General features: G+C 61.2%; 1 protein-coding gene. It reads right to left on the bottom strand.

What is annotated here, in order from left to right:
• Nucleotides 1-255: transposase (locus tag MTX35_RS26405; RefSeq protein ID WP_243597498.1), on the bottom strand; the 255-nt coding region annotated here is incomplete at both ends.

The following is a 255-nucleotide window of genomic DNA, read 5'->3' as shown; positions in this document are numbered from 1 at the left end:
GATTGTTCGACCAGATTTTCTGCCAATGCGACTTCGGGAACGCACGGAACGCGAGCACATCTTCCTTCGCACCGTCCATCATCGCCGACACCTTCGGAAACGACCCGGCGAGCGTCTGCGCGACCTGATCCCACTGCGCTGCAACAGCATCCGGCTCGGTGTGCGCGAAGATCGTCTTGATCGCCGCCATCACCGGAGGCACCTGCTTCGACGACACCGCGGAAGTGACGTTCCGCATGAAATGCACCCGGCAAC

It is taken from the genome of Rhodococcus sp. ARC_M12 (assembly GCF_022810385.1).
Lineage (GTDB): Bacteria > Actinomycetota > Actinomycetes > Mycobacteriales > Mycobacteriaceae > Rhodococcoides > Rhodococcoides navarretei.
This window is presented reverse-complemented; position numbering and strand designations above follow the sequence as displayed.